17 protein-coding genes are annotated in these 18,400 nt (G+C 66.4%); 16 read left to right on the forward strand and 1 reads right to left on the reverse strand.

Going from position 1 to position 18,400, the window contains the following annotated elements:
* Window positions 1-19: 19 nt before the first annotated feature.
* Window positions 20-880: a DeoR/GlpR family DNA-binding transcription regulator gene (locus GEMRO_RS0104145; RefSeq protein ID WP_240476592.1), complete on the reverse strand. Its 861-nt coding sequence runs from the start codon at window positions 878-880 to the stop codon at window positions 20-22.
* 160 nt (window positions 881-1,040) lie between these two features.
* Here GEMRO_RS0104145 and GEMRO_RS32315 point away from each other — a divergent pair, with 160 nt between their 5' ends.
* The 16 genes from GEMRO_RS32315 (at window position 1,041) to GEMRO_RS0104225 (ending at window position 18,382) form a co-directional block, all read left to right on the forward strand.
* Window positions 1,041-2,144, forward strand: a complete 1,104-nt coding sequence (locus tag GEMRO_RS32315; protein ID WP_027133009.1) for a substrate-binding domain-containing protein — start codon at window positions 1,041-1,043, stop codon at window positions 2,142-2,144.
* Entirely contained in the window at window positions 2,135-3,646 is a 1,512-nt protein-coding gene (locus GEMRO_RS27470; RefSeq protein WP_205624893.1) for a sugar ABC transporter ATP-binding protein, read from the forward strand. Before GEMRO_RS32315 ends, GEMRO_RS27470 begins: the two co-directional genes overlap by 10 nt.
* A gap of 28 nt (window positions 3,647-3,674) precedes the next feature.
* Window positions 3,675-4,598: an ABC transporter permease gene (locus GEMRO_RS0104160; protein ID WP_027133010.1), complete on the forward strand. Its 924-nt coding sequence runs from the start codon at window positions 3,675-3,677 to the stop codon at window positions 4,596-4,598.
* Between the two features lie 12 nt (window positions 4,599-4,610).
* On the forward strand, window positions 4,611-5,798 hold the full coding sequence (locus GEMRO_RS0104165; protein WP_027133011.1) for a hypothetical protein: 1,188 nt from the start codon (window positions 4,611-4,613) through the stop codon (window positions 5,796-5,798).
* On the forward strand, window positions 5,795-6,718 hold the full coding sequence (locus GEMRO_RS0104170) for a carbohydrate kinase family protein (RefSeq protein ID WP_027133012.1): 924 nt from the start codon (window positions 5,795-5,797) through the stop codon (window positions 6,716-6,718). Before GEMRO_RS0104165 ends, GEMRO_RS0104170 begins: the two co-directional genes overlap by 4 nt.
* A 22-nt stretch (window positions 6,719-6,740) precedes the next feature.
* A complete protein-coding gene (locus tag GEMRO_RS0104175; protein WP_027133013.1) occupies window positions 6,741-7,580 on the forward strand; it encodes a BtpA/SgcQ family protein in 840 nt (279 codons plus the stop codon).
* Between the two features lie 89 nt (window positions 7,581-7,669).
* Window positions 7,670-8,278, forward strand: coding sequence for an HdeD family acid-resistance protein (locus GEMRO_RS0104180; RefSeq protein WP_027133014.1), 609 nt, complete (start codon window positions 7,670-7,672; stop codon window positions 8,276-8,278).
* A gap of 44 nt (window positions 8,279-8,322) precedes the next feature.
* Complete coding sequence (locus GEMRO_RS0104185) at window positions 8,323-9,231, forward strand: LysR family transcriptional regulator (protein WP_027133015.1); 909 nt, start codon at window positions 8,323-8,325, stop codon at window positions 9,229-9,231.
* Between the two features lie 112 nt (window positions 9,232-9,343).
* A complete protein-coding gene (locus GEMRO_RS27475; RefSeq protein ID WP_084506513.1) occupies window positions 9,344-10,702 on the forward strand; it encodes an extracellular solute-binding protein in 1,359 nt (452 codons plus the stop codon).
* A 6-nt stretch (window positions 10,703-10,708) separates the two neighbouring features.
* The gene (locus GEMRO_RS27480) at window positions 10,709-11,647 is read left to right on the forward strand and encodes a carbohydrate ABC transporter permease (protein WP_084506515.1); all 939 of its coding nucleotides are present in this window, start codon (window positions 10,709-10,711) and stop codon (window positions 11,645-11,647) included.
* Entirely contained in the window at window positions 11,644-12,483 is an 840-nt protein-coding gene (locus tag GEMRO_RS0104200; RefSeq protein ID WP_205624894.1) for a carbohydrate ABC transporter permease, read from the forward strand. Before GEMRO_RS27480 ends, GEMRO_RS0104200 begins: the two co-directional genes overlap by 4 nt.
* 25 nt (window positions 12,484-12,508) lie before the next feature.
* Complete coding sequence (locus GEMRO_RS0104205) at window positions 12,509-14,041, forward strand: sulfatase (RefSeq protein WP_027133017.1); 1,533 nt, start codon at window positions 12,509-12,511, stop codon at window positions 14,039-14,041.
* A 4-nt stretch (window positions 14,042-14,045) separates the two neighbouring features.
* The gene (locus tag GEMRO_RS32320) at window positions 14,046-15,026 is read left to right on the forward strand and encodes a DUF4432 family protein (protein WP_169728309.1); all 981 of its coding nucleotides are present in this window, start codon (window positions 14,046-14,048) and stop codon (window positions 15,024-15,026) included.
* Entirely contained in the window at window positions 15,020-16,570 is a 1,551-nt protein-coding gene (locus GEMRO_RS0104215; protein ID WP_027133018.1) for a hypothetical protein, read from the forward strand. Before GEMRO_RS32320 ends, GEMRO_RS0104215 begins: the two co-directional genes overlap by 7 nt.
* A gap of 120 nt (window positions 16,571-16,690) precedes the next feature.
* The gene (locus GEMRO_RS0104220) at window positions 16,691-17,614 is read left to right on the forward strand and encodes a formylglycine-generating enzyme family protein (RefSeq protein WP_035484727.1); all 924 of its coding nucleotides are present in this window, start codon (window positions 16,691-16,693) and stop codon (window positions 17,612-17,614) included.
* Window positions 17,615-17,653: 39 nt separating this feature from the next.
* Window positions 17,654-18,382, forward strand: a complete 729-nt coding sequence (locus GEMRO_RS0104225) for a class I SAM-dependent methyltransferase (protein ID WP_027133020.1) — start codon at window positions 17,654-17,656, stop codon at window positions 18,380-18,382.
* Window positions 18,383-18,400 lie beyond the last annotated feature (18 nt).

Genomic DNA, 18,400 nt, shown 5'->3' on the forward strand with positions numbered 1-18,400 from the left:
TGATATATTCCGCAATGGATCAGGGTGCGGTCCATTTGCTCGGGTTGCTGATGCCCGCTTCCGTCACGATGGCCGCGAAGGCGGAGAGTTCCGCAAAATAGGCAGGGGTCAGCCGGCCGAATTTGCTGCTGTCGGCCACCAGGTAGGACGTCAGGGCGTTCTCCATCGCCGCCTGCTTGGCAAGCACCTCATGGAAGTTCGTGCAACTCACGCCGCGAGTCGGATGGATGCCTCCCGCCGAGATGAAAGCCTTGTTCAGCCGGACCGAGCACAGGGTCGCCAAGCCGCTGTCGCCCTCGAACGACCCGGAATCCTCATGGTAGAGGCCGCCCATCAGCACCATGCGGATGCCAGGACGACGGGCCACTGCTTCGGCAATGTTCAACGCATAGCAGACGACGGTGAGGCGGCGGTCCTGGGGAAGCTGCCTGGCCAGATGGGCCAAGGTCGTCCCGCAATCCACGAACAGGGTATCCTCGTGCTCGATCAGGCTGCAGGCCCAGTCGCACGCCTTGATCTTTGCGGTCCGGGCGTCCTCCTGCACCGGCTGGATGCCGTTCACCGGCGGGATCGCCCGTTCGGGCATGATGTAGCCGCCCAGGATCGACAGGCGGCCATCCGTGGCCGCGACATCGCGGCGGACCGTCATTTCGGAAACGCCCAGACGGTCCCCCGCCTCCTTGAGGCCGAGCATGCCCTGTCGCGCGACCTGCTCCATGAGAGCGGCGATCCGCTGCTGCTTTCCGATAGCCATCGCCAAGACCGCTCCAGCACCGAGTTGCCGGCAGAGATACAGACCTGTTACCGCCGTGACAATTGTTAGAATAAGCGCACTCGGTCGCAGCAGATGCGGAGCACCTCCTGCTTCAGGAAGCAGCATCCATCCCAATGAAGAGGCAGCCAATTAACCAGATAAGGGTTCTGCCGCTCGAGACTCGATCCTGTGTTGACAGCCTCATGGGTGTTACTACCCTGACACAAATGCCGGTACGGAGCCCTCACCAGTAACATCCTCCGGCCCCTGCGTGGGAGAACGCGCCATGCTGAAACGTCTCTGCCTGCTGACCTCGGCAATCGTGATGCTGCCGCTGGCGGCCGTGTCGGCGCAGGAGCGCCAGCCGATCACCAACGCCACCTGTGACGAACTGGCGGCGCGCTATGACAAGCTGCCGTTCACCGACATCCTGCCCCTGGAGGCAGGTCCGGTGCTGGTGGACGGTGAGGAGAAGTCGATCACGGTGGGCTTCTCGCAGACCGGCTTCAACCACCCCTGGCGTGTCTCCATGCTGGAGTCGCTGCAGGCCGAAGCCTGCCGGCATCCGAACGTCGAACTGATCGTGCTGGACGGCAATGTCGACGTAGCCAAGCAGAACAACGACGTGCGCGACCTGATCGCCCGCGGTGTCGATGCGGTGATCATGAGCCCGGTGGAGTCCGCCGCCCTGGTGCCGGCCAGCCGAGCCGTGATGAGCGAGGGGCTGCCGCTTGTCGTGCTCGACCGCGACGTGCCCACCGACAAGACCCTGTTCATCGGCCAGAGCAACGTCACCATGGCCGAGGGTGTCGCCGAGAAGATGGCCGAGGACCTGGGCGGCAAGGGCAAGATCGTGGTGATCACCGGCCTGCAGGGCTCCTCGCCCGCGGTCGACCGCAACCAGGGCATGCTGAACGTGCTTGCCGATTATCCTGACATCGAGGTCCTGGTGACGGGCGACGGCCAGTGGATCCGCGAGCCGTCCGTGCCGCTGATGGAGGACTGGCTGACCGCGTACCCGGAGATCGACGCGGTGTTCTCCCATGCCGAAGAGTCGTCCTGGGGCGCTCAGCTGGCGATCGCCCGGGCGAACCGCTGCAAGGACGGGATCAAGCACTACACGTTCGACGGCTCCAACGCGGGCTTCAAGGCGGTCAAGGCCGGCACGTTCGGCGCGGACGGCAACTACACACCGTTCATCGGCGACATCGGCCTGCGCGCGGTCCTCTACGAGTTGACCGGCAAGGAGATCCCGGATGCGGAGGATTATGCGCAGCCTGGGAAAAACCTGGCCCTGCCGGACTCGCCGGTGGTGACCGCCGCCAACGCCGACGAGTGGATCGGCCGGGGCTGGGGTGACTTCGAGCCGACGCCGGACCCGTGCCTCTGACCGCTGCCGGCAGGCCGGGAGCGCCGCTCCTGGCCGTCCGCGGGCTGAGTAAATCGTTCTCCGGCAACATCGTCTTGCGGGACCTGGACTTCGCGGTACATGCCGGCGAAGTCCAGGCGCTGATAGGCGAGAACGGTGCGGGCAAGTCGACGCTCATCAAGGTGCTGGGCGGCGTCTACCAGCCGGATCGCGGCGAGGTCCTGGTCGACGGAAAGCCTGTCCGCCTGCGCTCGCCGCGGGACGCCCTGGCGCGCGGCATCGTGGTGATTCAGCAGGAACTGTCGCTGGCGCCGCATCTCTCGGTGGCCGAGAACATCTTTCTCGGCCATTTCCCCACGACGCGGCTGGGCACGGTCGATACGGCCCAGATGCGCCGCCGGTCGGCGGAACTCCTGGACAGCCTCTCGATCGAGATCGATCCGGCCGTGCTGGTCGGCCGTCTCAGCATCGCCCAGCAGCAGATGGTCGAGATCGCCAAGGCGATCTCGCTCCAGGCCAAGGTCCTGATCCTGGACGAGCCCACCGCGGTGCTCGACGAGAAGCGGGTCGCGACCCTGTTCGACCTGGTCGCCCGCCTCAAGGACCAGGGCCTCGGCATCGTGTTCATCTCCCATCACCTGGAAGAGGTCTTCCGGATCTGCGATCGGGTGACGGTGCTCCGCGACGGTCAGAAGACCGGCGAGGCCGCCATTGGCGAGATCGACCAGGAATGGCTGGTCGGCCGGATGATCGGCCGGGAGTTCCCCGCCCATGCCCGCCAGGAGCGCAGTTCCGGCAAGCCTGCGCTGGAACTGCACGGCCTGACCCGGGACGGCGAGTTCGAGGACGTGTCCTTTGCCGTGCACGAAGGCGAGATCGTTGGTCTTGCCGGGCTGGTCGGTGCTGGCCGTACCGAGGTTGCGCGCGCGATCGTGGGCCTGAGCCGCCCAGGCGCCGGATCGATCCGGGTCGCCGGCCAGGAAGTGCGGATCAATGATCCAGGTGCTGCAGCCCGTCTGGGGATCAGCTACCTGACGGAGGATCGCAAGGCGCAGGGCCTCCTGCCGAACCGGCCGGTGCGGGAGAACGCCACCATCTCCAACCTGCGACGCTTCACCAGGATGGGGGTGCTGAACCTCCTCGCCGAGCGGACCTACGTCCAGGAAATGATCGGCCGGCTGGATGTCCGTTCCGCCGGCATGGCCACCGAGATCCGGTTCCTGAGCGGCGGCAACCAGCAGAAGGTGCTGATCGGACGCGCCCTGGCCGTCGATCCCAGGATCCTGATCGTCGACGAGCCGACCAGGGGCGTCGACATCGGCGCCAAGCAGGAAATCTATGCTCTCATCGAGCAGCTTGTCGCCCGGGGCGTGGCGATCGTGCTGATCTCCTCGGAGATGGAAGAGGTCCTGCGCCTGTCCGACCGCATCGTCGTCCTGCGCCGTGGCCGGGTGGCGGCCACCCTTTCCCGTGACGAAGCCAGCGAGGCCACCATCATGAGGTCAGCAGCACTTGCCGCGTGACACCACCCTTCCCGGACTTGGATCGAAGCTGCGGGCGGTAGGCGCCGGCCGGCTCGGCGGCCTGATCGCGCTGATCGTGCTGATCGTCATCGCCTCGTTCCTGTCGGACCGGTTCCTGACCGTCCCCAACCTCCTGAACGTGCTCCGCCAGGTCTCGATCGTCGGGATCCTGGCGCTCGGCATGACCTTCGTGATCCTGACCGCCGGGATCGACCTGTCGATCGGCTCGGTGCTCGGGTTGTCGGTGGTGCTGTATGCGGGCCTGCTTGAGAGCTTCGGGCTTCCGGCAGCGATCACGCTCGGCATGGTGGCCGGCGCGGGAGCCGGCCTCGTGAACGGCATCGGCGTCGCCTATGCCGGAATCCCCGCCTTCATCATGACCCTGGGCATGCTGTCCTTCGCCCGTGGCCTGGCCTTCATCTATACGGGTGGCACCCCCGTCCCGATCCTGGACGAGACCTTCTACAACTTTGGCAACGGCTACGTCCTGGGCGTGCCTATCCCGGCCCTGGTGCTGATCGCCACGCTGCTGGCGAGTGCCTTCGTCCTCGGCATGACCCCGTTCGGCCGCTCGGTCTATGGCATCGGCTCCAATGAGGAAGCAGCCCGGATGTCGGGCGTCCCGGTGCGCCAGTACAAGGCCCTGGTCTACGTGATCTCCGGCACGCTCGCCGCGCTCGCCGGCGTCGTCTACGCCTCGCAGCTTGGCATCGGCACTCCCATTGCCGGCCAGGGCTACGAGCTGGACGCCATCGCCGCGGTGGTGGTCGGCGGCACCTCGCTGTTCGGCGGGCGCGGCTCCGTCTGGGGCACGTTCATCGGTACGCTCATCATCGGCGTGCTCGCCAACACACTGAACCTGAACGGGGTCGATCCGTTCGTACAGCAGCTCGTGAAGGGTGCCCTGATCGTGGTCGCGGTCTTTGGCATGAGCCGGGCCAGCCGGAGCTGAGGAAGCGCATCCATGGACATGGTCAGAGAACGGATCCTGCCGGTGCTGGAGGCGCTGCGGCCGAGCGTGGACGCGCACATCACCCTGGAGCGGGTCCGTCGCTACTGCTTCGCCATCGCCGACACGCCGGCCCCTTCCACGGCCGCCGCCGCCATGCGCACGCCGGTGCTGAAGCGCCTGCTCTCGGGCGACGGAGCGCTGCCCCAGGCCGGGCTGCACCTGAAGGAGAATTTCGAGAACACCGGCAGCACGGTGATCCTCACCGGGGACGACCGGCTGGCAAAGCCGGTCTGGTACTTTGCTCACCTGGATACGATCAGCTACCTGATCCAGCCGCGCCAGGGCGATCGCCATCCGCTGGTGCCGTTCTGCTATCACCTGATCGAGGAAGGCAGCCGCCCGGCCGAAGTCTATCGCTATGACCTGGCGGGCAATGGCTACCGGAGGGTCGGCACCGGTCAGCTCGTGACCAGCGACGGCGAGCCGTTCTTCCATCCCGACGATCCCGGCCAGCCGATCCGGGTCGGCGACCGGGTCGTGATGGTGGCGCCCTGCCGAGACCTCAACGAGCAGGGTGACTTTGTGGGCCATGTCGACAACGCCGGCGCGGTCGCGGCACTTGCCGTGGCGGCGCCGGTCATGGCCGCGGCCGGGATCGAGGCGATGCTCGCCTTCCCCGACGAGGAAGAGGGGCCACGTGGCACCGGCAGCCAGGTGATGGGCCGGGGCGGGACCCGGATCGTCAATCTTCTGCCGGTGCCCGAGATAGCGATCATCGCCGACGTGCAGCAGGCTGGCGGCGATGCGCATGCCGACACCCGGGGCGGGGTGGAGAACAGCACGAGGCTGGGGCAAGGCGCCGTGCTGGCAGAGTTCTCCAGCCTGGCGCGCGGCGCGGTCACACCACCGCATCTCTACGTTCTGGCCCAGGCCTTCATCGAGATCCTGGATGGGCTGGGCGTGCCCGTGCAGGAGTCCAACAACGCCTACACGTCGCGCAGCGACGACGTCAGCGTGCTCCTGAAGACCCCGAACATTCTCCTGCTGGGCTTTGCCGGGTTCAACCGGCACCTGGACAAGGGCGAGCCCCGTGCCAACCTGCACGACCTTGTCAGCCTGTCCAAGGCGCTCGTCTACTACTCGGCGATCGCACCGCTGTACCGGGAGTTGAGCGCCATGCTGCACGGACGAACCGCATGACCGAGCTCGTGACCATCGGCTGGCTGACGATCGACGACATCATCCTGGGCGATGTCGTACGACGTGACGTGCTGGGCGGCGGCGCGCTCTACTCGGCCGTCGGCGCCCATATATGGAATGGCTCGACCGGGATTCACTCCATCACCGGACGGCGTCACCTGGACCTGGTCCGCAGCGACATCGAGAAACGCGGCCTGGACAGCCGGGGAATCGGCACGATCGAGGGCAACGGGCTGCAACTCTGGCTGCTTCACGAGAACGATCGCGACAAGCAGCAGGTCCCCAAATTGTCCTCTTCCACGGCCGCCGAGATGGATGCCGGCCGAGGACCGCTTCCTGCCTGCTACGAAGCTGCGAGTGGCTTCCATATCGCTCCTCAAGGTCCGGAGAGCGCGCTGGCCAACGCCGCGCTGTTGAGCACGCTGCCATCGAGGCCGGTGGTGACCATGGACCTGCTCGCCGACGATTATGTTGACGCCAGCCTCTACCGGGATCTCGGCTTCCTGACGAAGCTGTCGGCGTTCCTGCCGAGCGAGGCCGAGATCCTGCGCATCTGGCGTCCCGATGACGTCGAGGACTGGGCGCGGCAGCAGGCTCTGGCGCATGGCTGCCCGATTGCGGTGAAGCTTGGCGAGCAGGGCTCGCTCCTGTGCGTTCCCGACCGACGGCAGTGCTTCCGCGTCCCGGTGTTCCCCGCCCGGGTCGTCGACACCACCGGCGCTGGGGATTCCTACTGCGGCGGATTCCTCGCCGGCCTGGCCGAAGGCCGCCCCTTCGAGGTTTGCGCCGCGATGGGCACGGTTGCCGCCTCGTATGTGGTGGAGGCCTGCGGCGCGCTGAACACGGCTATCCCGGACAAGGCGGAGCGTGATGCCCGGCTGGCCCGGGTCATGGCGAGCATCACTTCGACCGAATTCTGATCATTCCCTTCTGGATCCGACCATGCACGTGGCTCCCGCCCGCCCCTCGCCGCTCGACGCGATCTTCAAGGTGCGCAAACCGCTGATCGGCAACGTTCACTGCGCGCCGCTGCCCGGAACGCCCCGCTACAAGGGCGAGCCGATGGCGGTGATCGTGAAGCGTGCGGTCGAGGATGCACAAGCCTATGCCAAAGGCGGCATGAACGGTCTTCTGATCGAGAATCACGGGGACATCCCGTTCCTGCCGCCTGGCGAGATCGGACCGGAGATCGTGGCGGCAATGGCCGTGGTGGTGAGGGCGGTGGCCGATGCGGTCGACCTGCCGTTCGGAATCGACCTGCTCGCCAATGGCGCGATTGGGGCGCTGGCAATCGCCAAGGCCACCGATGCGCGGTTCGTCCGGGTGAACCAGTGGGTCAACGCCTATGTCGCCAACGAGGGGCTGGTCCAGGGCGAGAGCGGCCGCGCGCTGCGGTTCCGCCGGATGATCGGCGCAGAGCATGTCGCCATTTTTGCCGACGTCCACGTCAAGCATGGCGCGCATGCGATCACCGGCGACCGCGGGGTGGCGGAGCTTGCCCGGGATACCGAGTTCTATGATGCCGACGTGGCGATCGCGACCGGCAACCGGACCGGTGATTCGGTGCCGGCCGACGAGATTGCCGCCGTGCGAGCGGGCACCAGCCTGCCGGTCATCGCCGGCAGCGGCATTGCCCGTGACAACGCCGCCCGGCTGATGGCCGACCTGGATGGCGCCATCGTCGGCTCGAGCCTCAAGCGGGACGGCGTGTGGTGGAACCAGGTGGACCCGGCCGGGGTCGCCGCCTTCGTCGAAGAGGTGCGCCGTCACCATCCCGCCTGACGCCGCCGTTCACAGGTAGACGGTGGAGAGGTTACAGATGGACGCCCCGGCGCTGCCTCAGGCAGCGTGAATTTCCTGCGAGGACGCCCATGAACCCGCTCGCCCCCTCCATGCACGACCGTCATGAGGCTATGAACGCCATCCTGGCGCAGAACTGGTGGGCGATGGCGCTGCGGGGTGCGTTCGCGGTCCTGTTCGGCATCCTGGCGTTCGTGCTGCCCGGGGCGACCATCCTGTCGCTGGTGCTGATCTTTGCTGCGTTCAGCCTGGTGGACGGCATCTTCACCATCGTCGCGGCGATCCGGGGAGCCCGCGCGGGGGAGCGCTGGGGCCTGCTGCTGGCCCACGGCATCGCGAGCGTGGCGATCGGCGTCATCGCCTTCGTCTGGCCAGGCATCACGGTGGTCGCATTCGTGCTGCTGATCGCCGCCTGGGCCCTGATCTCGGGGATCACCATGCTGGTCTCCGCGTTCAAGCTGAAGACCAGCCATGGACGTGGCTGGCTGCTATTCGGCGGGATCGCCTCGACGCTTTACGGCATCCTGCTGGTGGTAAGCCCGCTGATCGGCGCCCTGGTGCTGGCATGGTGGATCGGGGCCTATGCCGTCGTGATCGGCGTTGTCCTGCTGGTCCTGGCGTTTCGGTTGAAGAGCCATAGCGGCCGCCATCCGTCCCGCTCCGCCCGCTCGGGCATCTGATCCGGCAACAGGGCTGGCGGCGGCCGATGGGGCAGCGAACCTAGATGGACCTTCGCCAGCTCAACTATTTCCTGAAGATCGCCGAGCGGCGGAACATGACGCTCGCCGCGGCGGAACTGCACGTCACCCAGCCCACGCTGACAAAGAGCATCAAGCTCCTGGAGCAGGAACTGGGGGTGCCGCTCTTCCAGCGGCTGCCCCGGGGCATGGAGCTCACCGAGTTCGGCCGCAGGCTGGTGCGCCACGCCGAGGCGATGCAGGTGCAGGTCGGCGACGCGATCGGCGAACTGGAAAGCCTGAAGGGCGGCGCCGGCGCACGGGTCAACATCGGTGCCGGCCCCTCCTGGCAGCGCAGCCATCTTCCGAGCGCCATCGCGCTGGCGCTGGCCCAGAACCCGAGGCTGCGGCTCCGGGTCGTGGGCGGCTTTGACGACGCGCTGATGCGGGGGCTGCGGCGGGGTGATCTCGATTTCGTGGTGGCGGAACTGCCGTTCGCCGACACGTCCAGCGACCTGAAGCTGGAAATGCTGACCTCGGACCAGCTGGTCGTGTTCTGCCGGGCGGACCATCCGCTGACCGCGCTGGAGCGGCCATCCCTGGAACAGACGCTGCACTATCCTTGGGTCCTGCCGGTCGCCCGCGTCACCCGGGCGCGTCGACGTCTGGAAGCCCTGTTCGTGGCACACAACCTGGCGCCGCCGGAAGCAACCATCGAAGCGGATTCGATCACGTTCCTTCTCGCGATCGTCAAGGAAACCGACGCCCTCAGCTACACCAACAAGGAAACGCTGGTAACGCCGCAAGGTCACGGGCTGACCATGCTGGACATCGACATCCTGACCACCGCGCGTGCTGCGGGGCTCTGGACCAGACGGGATGCCTGGCTTTCCTCGGATGCGCTGGCTATCATGGAGGCGCTGCGCGAGGTCTGCCGGGAACGGCCCAGCAACTGACGAAAGAACGATAGCTTTTCGGAATAGCGCGCCTCCTCAAAGTGTTTGGTAGGAATGACTGCGTCGTGACAATCTCCGTCATGGCCGCGATCGGTCCAAAGGGGAGGCATCCATGAACAACCCGGAACGGGTACGCTCGATGTGGGCGCGATGCGGCGCACTTGCGTCCGTCGCGAGCACGGCTCTGTTCGTCGCCGCATCGCCCGCATGGGCGGCGGACGAAGCGCCGATCACCATCGTCATCAACCAGTCGCCCTGGTTCGCGGGCTTCGAGAAGACCGTCGAACTGTATGAGGAAGAGACCGGCAACTCCGTTGATCTCGACGTCAACCCGTTCGCCGGGAGCCTGGAAAAGCAGCGTTCCGCCGTCCGGGCGGCTGAGAGCCCCTTCGACATCCTGGTGATCAATGCCGGGTTCTTCGTCGAGATGTACGCAGGCGGCTTTCTGAAGCCCCTCAAGGAGATTGCGCCTGACTTCAGCCTCGATCCGGCGATCTACACCTTTGACGATTCGGTCTATTGGAACGCCGAGACCAAGCTGCCGGATGCAAAGGACGGCAGGCTGATGACGGTGCCGATCAATCCCTTCATCCCGCTGCTGCATTATCGCAGCGACCTCTATGAGGAAAAGGGCCTGCAGGTTCCGGAGACCTGGGACCAACTCCTAGCCAACGCCAAGGCGCTCAACGAGCCGCCCCAGATGTATGGCATCGTGCAGCGCGGCGCGCGCGGCGCGTTCGACGTCACCTTCGACATGCTGCCCTACATTACCAGTCACGGCGGCGGCATCTTCCGCGACCAGAAGAACGGCGACTTCACCGTCATCATCAACAGCCCGGAGACCCTGGCGGGGCTGGAGACCTATCTGAAGATCGCCAAGGAAGCCGGCCACCCGTCGACTGCCGGCCAGTCGCAGGCGAACGTCATCCAGAACATGGCGACCGGTCATGCCGGCCACATCCTGGCGGTGCTGGCCGCATCGACCTTCGACGATCCCAACCAGTCGATCGTCGTCGACAAGGTCGGCTTCGCGCCGCCGCCTCATGCCGAAGGCTACCCTTCATCGCCACCGCTCGGGCACTGGCTGGGCGGCATCCCGAAGAACATCCCCGAGGACCGACAGAAGGCCGCCCTCGCCTTCCTCGACTGGTTCCAGAGCGAACCGGCGCAGAAGGCCTATGCCGAGGCCGGCTCACCGCCGGTAAGCCGGGCCGTGCTGGAATCCGACATGGCCAAGGAGGAGAAGTATCGCTGGATGGAGGCGCTCGCCAATGCCCTTCCGACGGCGCAACTCACCTTCGTGATTCCGCAGTCCGCCGAGGTGCTGGCGATCACCGAGCTTGGCTTCAACCAGGCGATCTCCGGCGAGATCCCGCCGGCGCAGGCGCTGAACCGGATGGCGGAGGAAATCGCTGCCGTCATGACCAAGGCGGGCTACGAGGCTCCGACCCTCGATCCGCTGCCCGAGTAACAGGCCATGGCCACCGAGACCGGTGCCATCTCCCAGGGTGCCCCCGTCGGCCTTTCCAGGCCGGCAGGGGCCGCCCGCGAGCGCGGATGGCGTTTCCTGACCCTGGCACCGGCTCTCGTGGTGTTCCTGGGCCTGACCTTGCTGCCGATGCTCAACCTGCTGGCGCTGAGCTTCCACGAGGTCACCTGGGCGGATCGAGCCTCGACCTGGCGCTTCGTCGGCCTGGACCACTTCCGTGCGCTGTTGGGCGACAACCTGTTCCGGGCCGGCATCGTCAACACACTGATCTTTGCGGTGGTGGCGGTGGCGCTGCAGATGGTGCTGGGCTTCGGCCTGGCCCTGCTGACCAGTGCCGTCGTCCACGGCAAGGTCGTCTACCGGACGATCTTCCTCCTGCCGATCCTGATCCCGGGCATCGTGATCGGCGCGATCTGGAAGCTAATGTACAGCTTCGATTTCGGGATCATCAACACCATCATCGGGACGTTCGGCCTGAGCCCGCAGGACTGGCTGGGCCAGGGCCATCTGGCGCTGGCATCGGTGATCGTGGTCGATGTCTGGCACTGGACGCCGTTCTGCTTCCTCCTGCTGCTGGCCGGGATCGAATCGCTGCCCCAGGATGTCTACGAGGCGGCCGCCATCGACGGTGCGTCGGCCTGGCAGAGGCTCGTCCACATCACCCTGCCCCTGATGATCCCGACGCTGGTGGTCACCTTCGTCTTCCGGATGATCCTGGCCTTCAAGGTGTTCGACGAGGTCTACCTGCTCACCGGGGGCGGCCCGGGCACGGCCACCGAAGTGATCAGCTTCTCGATCTATCGCCGGTTCTTCACCGAAGACCGTGCCGGGTACGGCTCCGCCATGTCGATCGTGACCTTCTTCGGCATCGCCCTCCTCATCATCCTGGCAACGGCTCTCCTGCGCCGAAGGGAGACCCGGTCATGAACGCGCTGGAAGCAAACGGGCGCAGCGCCGCCATGCTGCGGCACGTCCTGCTGGTCCTGGCTTCGCTGGTCGTGCTGTTTCCCTTCGCCTGGATCGCCGCCGCGGCCTTCAAGACCCAGATCTCGCTCCTGCTCGGACAAGTTTGGTTCCAGCCGGTGCTGCTCAACTTCGACGCGGTCCTGTCCGGACGCAGCTCCGACTATCTCCGCAACTTCACCAACAGCCTGGTTGTCGGGCTGATCAGCACGGCGCTGGTCCTGGTGGTGGCGACGCTCGCTGCCTATTCGCTGAACCGGATGCGCTGGCCGCGTTGGGTCGGCCACAGCATGCTCGGCTGGTCGGTCCTGTTCCACATGGTCCCGCCGATCACCCTGGCCGGAGCCTGGTACTCGATGTTCCGGCCGATCGGGCTGGACAACAGCTATCTGGGCCTGATCCTCGCCCATACGACGCTCAACCTGCCGATGGCGCTGTGGATGATGAGCGTCTTCGTCAACGACGTGCCCGAGGAACTGCTGGAAGCCGCCCGCATCGACGGCGCGCGCACGCCGCGCATCCTCTGGAGCGTGATCGTGCCCCTGGTGGCTCCAGGGCTCGCCGCCGCCGGCGTGCTCTCCTTCATCTTCAGCTGGAACGAGTTCGCGGTCGCCCTGACGCTCACCCAGCGGGAGACAGCCACCGTTCCGGTGGGCATCGGCAAGTACGCCCAGGAAAACACCATCGCCTATACCGAGATGGCCGCGGCATCGATGCTCTCGATCGTGCCGGCCGTCGTCCTCCTCCTCGTCGCCCAGCGCTTCATCGTGCGCGGGCTGACGAACGGCGCGGTCAAATGACCCCCGCAAGCCTGAAGGTCGGAACATGAAGGTCGTCTTCGTCCTGTTCGATTCGCTGAACAGGCACATGCTGGCCCCCTATGGCGGTACCCGCATCCCCACCCCGAACTTCGACCGGCTGGCCAGGCACAGCGCCACCTTCGACCGGCACTATGTCGGCAGCCTGCCCTGCATGCCGGCCAGGCGCGACATGCAGACCGGACGGCTCAGCTTCCTGCATCGCAGCTGGGGGCCGATGGAGCCGTTCGACAACTCCTTCCCGGAACTGCTGGCCAAGGCGGGGGTCTACAGCCACCTGATCACCGACCACTTCCATTACTGGGAAGATGGCGGGGCGACCTACCACAACCGCTACGACAGCTACGACTTCGTGCGGGGCCAGGAAGGCGATCCCTGGAAAGCGATGGTCCAGCCGCACTGGGAGCGGCTACGCGAGAAGTATCACGCCCGCCAGTTCACCACCGAGCGCCGCGAATACTTCTCCCAGAACATCATCAACCGCGAATTCATCCGCGACGAGAAGGATTTCCCGTCGGTCCAGTGCTTCGACGCCGGCTTCGAGTTCCTGGAGCGCAACCGGGACGCCGACAACTGGCTGCTGCAGATCGAGACCTTCGACCCGCACGAGCCGTTCCATGCGCCCGAGCGCTTCAAGGAGGCCTTCAAGACCGGCTGGGACGGGCCGATCCGCGACTGGCCGCGCTATGGCCGGGTCGATGAGCTGCCGGAGGAATGCGAGGAGCTGCGGGCGAACTACTACAGCGTGGTGGCCTTGTGCGACTTCCTGCTGGGCCAGCTCCTGGACGAGTTCGACCGCCACGACATGTGGAAGGATACCGCCCTGGTCGTCACCACCGATCACGGCTTCCTCCTGGGCGAGCATGATTTCTGGGCGAAGAACCGGATGAACATGTACGAGGAGATCGTACACATCCCGCTGTTCATCCACGATCCGCGCCGGCCGGAGGCGGCCGGCCAGCGCCGCGCGGCACTCACCCAGACCATCGACCTCGCTCCGACCTTCCTCGATTTCTTCGGCGTGGCGCCGGCTCCGGAGATGGAGGCGCACTCCCTCCTGCCCGTGCTCGGGCAGGACCAGACGCTGCGCGAAGGAGCCCTGTTCGGCTATTTCGGCGGTGCGGTGAACGTCACCGACGGGCGCTTCACCTATCATCGCTTCCCGTCCGATCTCTCCAAGCAGGAGATCTACCAGTACACCCTGATGCCGACCCACATCTTCGAGCCGTTCAGCCCGGAGGAACTGGCCGGGGCCAGCCTCGCCGAGCCGTTCGGCTTCACCAAGGGTGCGCCGCTGCTGAAGGTGCCGGTGACCGAACGTTCGGTGATGTACAACGTGTACGGGCCTGGCGCCTTCATCGAGAACGACACGCGCCTCTACGATCTCACCACCGATCCCGGACAGGAGCGTCCCATCGCCGATGCCGAGGTCGAGCGCCGGCTGACCAGCCTCATGCTGGACCTGATGCATGCCAATCAGGCGCCGCCGGAAGCGTTCCGGCGCCTCGAGATCGAGCAGGCGGGCCAGGCGGCCGAGTGAGCCGGTGAACCTTCCCATGAAGTCGCGCGAGGAACTGGCGCCGGAACTCGGCGACCTGCGCCAGTTCGCCAGCGTCCGCCGCATCATGCTGGACGACGGGCCGGAACGGGGCGTGCGCGCCCTGGCCTTCTCCACCGGCGGCGGCCTGGACTTCTGGGCACTGGCCGACCGCTCGCTCGACATCGGCCCTTTGTGGTGGCGGGGGGCCCAGATCGCCTGGCAGGGGCCGAACGGCTTCCGGTCGCCGCAGCTGCACGCGCGGGAGGAGGATGGCGGTCGCGGGTTCGAACGGAGCCTGTCGGGTCTCCTGGTGACCTGCGGCCTCACCCATATCCGCCAGCCTTCCGGTCATCACCCTCTGCACGGGCAGCTGCCGCTGACCCCGGCCCGGCTTCTCTCCTATGGCGAGGACTGGAAGCGTCCCGATCCGGTGCTGTTCTGCGAGGGCGAGGTCACCGAGGCCACCTTCCACGGCGCCAACCTGCGCCTGCATCGCCGGATCGAAGCGCCGATCGGCGGGCGCATGCTGCGGATCATCGATACGGTCGAGAATCTCGACCTGACGCCTCAACCGCTGGCCGTCCTGTACCACTTCAACCTGGGCTACCCGCTCGTCCGCCCCGGTACGACCGTCCGTCACGGCGGCGTGGAACTCCTGCGGCTCGGGGAGAAGGGCCTGCCCCCGATCGCCTGCCATGACGTGGCCGAGCAGGCAGAGGCGACCTGCCGCATCGAGCAGCCGAAGGCTGATGGCGAGGAATCCGTATCCCTTTCTCTGAGCTTCGGGACGGCCTGGCTGAGCCATCTGCAGACCTGGCAGGACATGCGCCCCCACCGGCGCATCCTCGGGATCGAGCCGGCAACCAGCCGCCGCCTGCCGGACGGGAGCAGCGGCCCGGCACCGGTTCTCGCGGGCCGTGCAAGTGCCGATATCCGGCTGAGCCTGACCCTCGCCACCTCCCGCACCGGAGAAGGATCTTGCTGAAGGCCCGCCTGCCTCCTCGCCTCACGCCGCTGGCGGCTTCGCTTGGCCTCCGCCCGTTCTACGGCGACCTGCACAACCATTGCGGCCTGTCCTATGGCCATGGCCGCCTGGAGGATGCCCTGGAACGGGCCAGGCGCCAGCTGGACTTCGTCTCCGTCACCGGCCACGCCCACTGGCCGGACATGCCGGTGGACGATCCGGAAGCCGCGCATATCGTAAGCTTTCATGTCGAAGGATTTGCCCGGCTGGCGCGGCTGTGGCCGGGACATTTCGAGACGCTGCGCCGCTTCCACCAGCACGGCAGCTTCACCGTGTTTCCGGGCTACGAGATCCATTCCGGCGCCCATGGCGACTACACGATCCTCTACAAGGACCTCACCCAGCGGGAGATGGTCCTGCAGGACTGTCCCTCTGCGCTCCGGGCGGAACTGGAGCGGCGGTATCCCGGAGCCGCTATGGGCTTTCCGCATCATATCGGCTATCGCCTGGGCGCCCGTGGCGTGAACTGGGCATCGCTGGATCCCAGGTTCGCGCCGGTGCTCGAGATGCTCTCGATGCATGGCTGCTCGGAGACCTCGCTTGGGGAGCGGCCGTTCCTTCATTCGATGGGACCGTCCGACGGCCACGGCACGGTCCGCCACGGCCTGGCGCTGGGCCATGTCTTCGGCGTGCTCGGCAACACCGATCACCATAGCGGCTATCCTGGCTCCTATGGCCATGGGCGCAGCTGCATCTATGCCGCTGCCAACACCTCCCAGGAGATCTGGGACGCCTTGTGGCAGCGTCGCAGCAACGCGTTGACCGGGGACTGCAGCCATCTGTTCCTCCGGTCGGGAGACGTCATCCAGGGGGGCATCCTGCCGCCGGGCGACCGGAAGCTCAGCATCGAGGCGGTGGGCGGCAGCTTCATCGACACCATCGACGTCATTCGCAGCGGCCGGCTGGCCGCCCGGATCTCGCCCGAGCTCCAGCCATCGCCCGTCGCCGGCTCCGACGACCCCTTCGAGACGATCCTGGTCCTGGAGCTCGGCTGGGGGGCACGCGGGAGCGCGCATTGCTGGGAAGGCTCGCTTGAGGTGACGGGTGGCGAGATCCTGGCGGTCGAGCCGCGCCTGCGCGGCAGCGAGGTGGTGTCGCCACTGGAAGGCGAGGAGCAGATCAGCGAGCCGGACCGGATCGACGCCAGCCGGGACCGGCTCCTCTTTGCGGTCACCGCCCAGGCCAACCCGAACAACATGACCCCGGCGACCCAGGCGATCGCCGTCCGGCTCAGGATGACGCCCGGGGCGGTGTTCCAGGCGAGCTTCCACGATCGCACCATCCGCATGGAGGCAAGCCGGCTTCTCGAATCGGCCCTGTCCGGCAATCTGCGCGGCATCGACAGCCCTGCCTTCCGCTTCCATCCGCTGCCGCGGCCAGACCAGTGGCAATGGCAGGGCTCCCTGACGCTGGACGATTTTCGTGATGGCGAGAACGTCTATCTCCGGATGCGACAGGCGAACGGCCAGTCGAGCTGGACCAGCCCGATCTTCTGCCGCGCCTGACCGCTCCGGCTGGACAAGACGGGCCGTCGCGCCAGACTCGGTCCAGAGCAGTTTGAGGATATCGTGGCAGCGACCGTATCGATCGAAGAGGCCCCTCCCCCTGTTTCCGCTCCGCCGGGCATGCGATGGATCCCGGGCGGCAGGTTCAGGATGGGGTCGGAACGGCATTATCCCGAGGAGGGGCCCGTCCGCGAGGTGACCGTCGGCGGGTTCTGGATCGACGCCTGCGCGGTAACCAACGCGGAGTTCTCGCGCTTCGTGGCAGAGACGGGCTACCAGACCGTCGCTGAACGCCCACTGGATCCCGTGCGCTATCCTGGCGTCCAGGCGGAGATGCTCATCCCGGGATCGCTGGTGTTCCGGAAGGCCGCCGGCCCGGTCGACCGCAAGGACCTGCGCAACTGGTGGAGCTATGTCCCCGGCGCATCCTGGCGGCATCCGGAGGGTCCGGGCACGTCGACCGAGGGCCTGGAGGAGCACCCGGTCGTCCATGTCGCCTATGCCGATGCCAAGGCCTATGCCCGCTGGGCGGGCAAGGACCTGCCGACCGAGGCGGAGTGGGAGTTCGCGGCCCGGGGCGGGCTGGACCAGGCCGCCTATTGCTGGGGCGAGGCGTTCATGCCGGACGGCCGGCACATGGCCAATACCTGGCAGGGGAACTTTCCCTACGAGAACCTGGCCGAGGACGGGTTCGAGCGGACCGCACCGGTCGGTTCCTATCCCGCCAACAGCCACGGCCTCTACGACATGGCCGGCAATGTCTGGGAGTGGACCAGCGACTGGTTCGCGACGCGGCATCCGCTCAAGAAGGCGGGAACCTGCTGCACGCTGGACAACCCGCGAGGCCCCGGCAAGGAAGGCAGCTTCGATCCGGCCCAGCCGGAGATCGAGATCCCCCGCAAGGTGGTCAAGGGCGGCTCGTTTCTTTGCGCTCCCAGCTACTGTCTGCGCTATCGTCCAGCTGCCCGCCAGCCGCAGATGATCGACAGCGCGATGTCCCATGTCGGGTTCCGCTGCATCCGGCGTGACTCCAGCCAGATCTGATCCGATTCATGCCGGCAACGTGTGGAAGCGTTCTTGAGTATGGCCCAGAACATCTATGATCAGCCCGAATTCTTCATGGGCTACAGCAAGCTCCCCCGTTCAATCCATGGTCTGGGCGGCGCACCGGAGTGGCCGGCGATCCAGGAACTGCTTCCACCCCTTGCCGGCAGGCGCGTCGTCGATCTCGGCTGCGGCTTTGGCTGGTTCGCGCGGTGGGCGACGGAGCAGGGTGCGGCATCCGTCCTGGGCCTGGATCTTTCCCAGCGCATGATTGAACGGGCGAAGGCCGAGACCGGCCATCCAGCCATCGAGTACCGGATTGCCGATCTGGAGCATCTCGAACTGCCCAAGGCGTCCTTCGATCTCGCCTACAGCTCCCTGGTCTTCCACTACATCGAAGACTTCGACAGGCTGGCAAAGACGGTCCACCACGCGATCGTCCGCAACGGGCATTTCGTCTTTTCAATCGAGCACCCGATCTACATGGCCGCAGAACAGCCTGGCTGGCTGGACGACGGCAGCGGCCGCATGACATGGCCGGTCCGTCGCTATGCCGCCGAAGGTCCACGCCGGACCGACTGGCTCGCGAGGGATGTCCTGAAATACCACCGGACGATCGGCACGACGCTGAATGCGCTGATCGGGGCTGGCTTCACGATCCGTCATGTCCAGGAATGGGCGCCGACCGCCGGACAGGTTGCGGCCAGTCCGGCCCTGGCCGAGGAACTGGAGCGACCGATGATCCTGCTGGTAGCTTGTCAGCGCTGAGAGAATTCGGCGCGATTG

The sequence above is a fragment of the Geminicoccus roseus DSM 18922 genome (assembly GCF_000427665.1).
GTDB classification, from domain to species: Bacteria; Pseudomonadota; Alphaproteobacteria; order Geminicoccales; family Geminicoccaceae; genus Geminicoccus; species Geminicoccus roseus.

What these genes read in the sequence shown, in the direction of transcription:
- GEMRO_RS0104145 (WP_240476592.1), bottom strand. Translation starts at nt 880, where the DNA reads ATGCTGCTTCCTGAAGCAGGAGGTGCTCCGCATCTGCTGCGACCGAGT.
- GEMRO_RS32315 (WP_027133009.1), top strand. Translation starts at nt 1,041, where the DNA reads ATGCTGAAACGTCTCTGCCTGCTGACCTCGGCAATCGTGATGCTGCCG.
- GEMRO_RS0104165 (WP_027133011.1), top strand. Translation starts at nt 4,611, where the DNA reads ATGGACATGGTCAGAGAACGGATCCTGCCGGTGCTGGAGGCGCTGCGG.
- GEMRO_RS0104170 (WP_027133012.1), top strand. Translation starts at nt 5,795, where the DNA reads ATGACCGAGCTCGTGACCATCGGCTGGCTGACGATCGACGACATCATC.
- GEMRO_RS0104175 (WP_027133013.1), top strand. Translation starts at nt 6,741, where the DNA reads ATGCACGTGGCTCCCGCCCGCCCCTCGCCGCTCGACGCGATCTTCAAG.
- GEMRO_RS0104180 (WP_027133014.1), top strand. Translation starts at nt 7,670, where the DNA reads ATGAACCCGCTCGCCCCCTCCATGCACGACCGTCATGAGGCTATGAAC.
- GEMRO_RS0104185 (WP_027133015.1), top strand. Translation starts at nt 8,323, where the DNA reads ATGGACCTTCGCCAGCTCAACTATTTCCTGAAGATCGCCGAGCGGCGG.
- GEMRO_RS27475 (WP_084506513.1), top strand. Translation starts at nt 9,344, where the DNA reads ATGAACAACCCGGAACGGGTACGCTCGATGTGGGCGCGATGCGGCGCA.
- GEMRO_RS27480 (WP_084506515.1), top strand. Translation starts at nt 10,709, where the DNA reads ATGGCCACCGAGACCGGTGCCATCTCCCAGGGTGCCCCCGTCGGCCTT.
- GEMRO_RS0104200 (WP_205624894.1), top strand. Translation starts at nt 11,644, where the DNA reads ATGAACGCGCTGGAAGCAAACGGGCGCAGCGCCGCCATGCTGCGGCAC.
- GEMRO_RS0104205 (WP_027133017.1), top strand. Translation starts at nt 12,509, where the DNA reads ATGAAGGTCGTCTTCGTCCTGTTCGATTCGCTGAACAGGCACATGCTG.
- GEMRO_RS0104220 (WP_035484727.1), top strand. Translation starts at nt 16,691, where the DNA reads ATGCGATGGATCCCGGGCGGCAGGTTCAGGATGGGGTCGGAACGGCAT.
- GEMRO_RS0104225 (WP_027133020.1), top strand. Translation starts at nt 17,654, where the DNA reads ATGGCCCAGAACATCTATGATCAGCCCGAATTCTTCATGGGCTACAGC.